The following is a 3,052-nucleotide window of genomic DNA, read 5'->3' as shown; positions in this document are numbered from 1 at the left end:
CGAGAAGTGCTGCTTGAAGGCACGGGAAAACGCTTCGCCGGAACCGAAGCCGACCTCCAGGGCGATTTCCAGGATCGACGCCTGGCTTCGGCTGGCCAGGAGGTAGGCGCCGCAGGCCAGGCGTCGGCGACGCAGGTAGGCCCCCAGGGGTTCTCCGACCCAGGCGCTGAACAGGCGATGGAAGTGATAGGGCGAGAAATGTGCGACCCGCGCCAGGTCCGCCAACTCCAGGGGCTGGTCCAAGTGCTGGTCGATATGCTCCAGAACACGGCTCATGCGCAGGGTGTATTCATGGAGGCTGTGATAGGCGCTGGTCATGATTGCAGCTTAGTCGGGTGGGCGAATTCAACCGGTCGTCGCAACACCTTGATCGAGGTGTTTATGGGACGACCCGCAGGATGGATGCAGAAATTAACGGGCCGGGGAGCGATGCGTTCTCCAGGCGCGCCGTCACTTCGTAATGAGATCGAGCGGCTGTTTTGGGTTCAGATCGCAACCGGGATCACAAGCGAAAAGGCAGCACAGGCCGTTGGCGTATCAACAGCAGTAGGCACACGCTGGTTTCGTCATCGGGGTGGGATGCCATTATTCATGTCGAACCACATATCAGGACGGTACTTATCGTTCGCAGAGAGAGAAGAGATTGGTCTGCTTCGAGCGCAAAGTGTTGGCGTGCGTGAGATTGCTCGTCGCCTTGGACGAAGCCCATCGACAGTTTCACGGGAGCTGACACGTAATGCTGCAACTCGTTGCGGTCGGCTTGAGTATCGAGCATCAGTCGCGCAATGGAAGGCAGAACTGGTGGCCAAGAGGCCGAAGACTGCGAAACTGGTGGCTAACCCGCGACTGCGTCACTACGTGCAAAACCGCCTTGAGGGTAAGGTTCAAGACGCTGATGGCCGTGAGATTGCTGGGCCTCGACAGGCGCCCTTCAAAGGTCGAAATAAACCACATCGCAGTGACCGTAAATGGGTCAACGGCTGGTCGCCTGAACAAATTACCAACCGACTACAGATCGATTTTCCGGACGATGAATCCATGCGCATCTCTCACGAAGCCATCTATCAGGCCCTCTACATTCAGGGACGAGGGGCTCTCAAGCGCGAGCTAGTGAGCTGCCTGCGCACAGGGCGAGCGCTGCGTGTGCCGAGAGCCAGGGCGCAAGCCAAAACATGGGCACACGTCAGCGAGGATGTCATGATCTCCAGTCGCCCCGCAGAGGTGGAGGACCGGGCTGTACCTGGGCATTGGGAGGGCGATCTGATCATTGGTCTGAATCGATCCGCGATTGGAACGCTGGTTGAGCGCTCCACTCGATTCACCATGCTCGTCCATCTGCCTCGCGAGGAAGGTTATGGGTTAACTCCTCGAACGAAGAACGGCCCGGCACTAGCCGGCTATGGGGCGGTCACTATGGCCAATGCACTGAAGAAGACGGTGACTGAGCTCCCCATCGAGTTGTGGCGATCTTTGACTTGGGATCGTGGAAAGGAACTATCGGATCATGCTCGATTTACCATCGAGTCCGGAGTAAAGGTCTTCTTTGCTGACCCTTATAGTCCTTGGCAGCGCGGCACGAACGAGAATACGAACGGTCTTTTGCGGCAATATTTCCCGAAAGGCACCGACCTGTCTCGGTGGAGTGTCGACGAGATCCAAGCTGTAGCTCATGCGTTGAACACAAGGCCTCGAAAAACACTGGGCTGGAAAACGCCTGACGAAGCGCTGAACAAGTATCTAAAATCTATTCAACAATCTAGTGTTGCGACGACTGGTTGAATCCGCCGTGGATCATTGCAATCTGCTGCAGATGGGGATTGCGGGTGAGCAAGATTCGCCGGCAAACCGACTCCTGCGCAATGCGGTTGGCCATGTATGATGCTTATCAAGAGCAGTTGCTCATCTGCGATCAGCAGATTGCCAGAAGCCTCTCCAGCCTTTCCCTGCAACAGCCTCCGCCGACAGAGCCCTTGCCGAAGGCCCGACATAACACTCGGCAACCCAACGCCTTGGCCTTTGAAGTGCGCCCCCTGCTTTACCAGCTAGTCGGCGTCGATCTGACGCAAATACACGGCATTGGCCCCTATCTCGCGCTCCGCCTGGTGGCTGAGTGCGGCACGGACCTCAGCCGATGGCCCACAGCTCATCATTTCACTTCCTGGCTGACGCTTGCTCCTGGTTGTTGCATCTTCGGCTCGCCGCGGTGACTATCGGTCGAACGAGCACGGCCCTTGGGGCCTTTTACCGACGCCTGTCAGCTCGCATCGGCAAGGCGAAAGCGGTCACTGCCACCGCACGGAAAATTGCCATCTTGTTCTACAATGCCATACGGTTCGGCATGGCCTATCAGGATCCAGGTGCAGACCACTACGAGCAGAAGTACCGAGAGCGCGTCGTTAAGAGCCTCCATCGGCGTGCTGCGGAGTTTGGATTTTCGCTGCTGCCTGTGGAAGGTGTTTCTTAGGAGGCCACCGCGCTCTTGATGGCCGAGGAACACGAGCGTTCGCGTTAATTGATCAACTTCGTTCTGAAGAGCCTGTTGATCTGTTGTGCTCGGTATTTGAAGTCACCCGATCTTGCTATTACGCGCATTGCCGCAAGCGTCGATCTCCGAACGTTGAGCGGATGGTTTTGCGTAGTCGCGTGAACGAGCTGTTCTCCCAAAGCCGCAGCGCGGCGGGCAGCCGAAGCATCATGTTCATGATGCGAGAGGACGGCATAGAGATTGGGCGATTCAAGGTACGCAAGCTGATGAGCGAGATGAAACTGGTCAGCAAGCAGCCTGGCTCACATGCCTATAAAAAGGCGGCAATGGAACGGCCAGATATCCCGAACGTGCTGGATCGGGAGTTCACTGTAGAAAAACCGAATAAGGTCTGGTGCGGTGACATCACCTATATCTGGGCTCAAGGCCGCTGGCACTATGTGGCGGTTGTGATCGATCTGTTCGCCCGCCGCGTAGTGGGCTGGGCATTTTCATCGAAGCCCGATGCCGACCTGGTGATCAAGGCTTTGGACATGGCGTATGAACGTATGCGTCCGGCCAAGTCAT

At 57.0% G+C, this 3,052-nt stretch carries 3 protein-coding genes and 1 pseudogene; 3 read left to right on the top strand and 1 reads right to left on the bottom strand.

Annotated features, from left to right (window positions below):
* On the bottom strand, nucleotides 1-318 hold a 318-nt coding region (locus U873_RS0134095), incomplete at its 3' end, for a helix-turn-helix domain-containing protein (protein ID WP_025132193.1).
* An 84-nt stretch (nucleotides 319-402) separates the two neighbouring features.
* Between U873_RS0134095 and U873_RS0134090 the strand changes: the two genes are divergently transcribed.
* The 3 genes and pseudogenes from U873_RS0134090 to U873_RS0134080 form a co-directional block, all read left to right on the top strand.
* The gene (locus tag U873_RS0134090; RefSeq protein WP_081818759.1) at nucleotides 403-1,779 is read left to right on the top strand and encodes an IS30 family transposase; all 1,377 of its coding nucleotides are present in this window, start codon (nucleotides 403-405) and stop codon (nucleotides 1,777-1,779) included.
* Nucleotides 1,780-1,823: 44 nt separating this feature from the next.
* Nucleotides 1,824-2,207, top strand: coding sequence for an IS110 family transposase (locus U873_RS37375; RefSeq protein ID WP_256245421.1), 384 nt, complete (start codon nucleotides 1,824-1,826; stop codon nucleotides 2,205-2,207).
* Nucleotides 2,208-2,466: 259 nt separating this feature from the next.
* Nucleotides 2,467-3,052: pseudogene (locus U873_RS0134080) on the top strand (IS3 family transposase); the annotation flags it as partial.

The sequence above is a fragment of the Pseudomonas sp. PH1b genome (assembly GCF_000633395.1).
GTDB lineage: Bacteria > Pseudomonadota > Gammaproteobacteria > Pseudomonadales > Pseudomonadaceae > Aquipseudomonas.
This window is presented reverse-complemented; position numbering and strand designations above follow the sequence as displayed.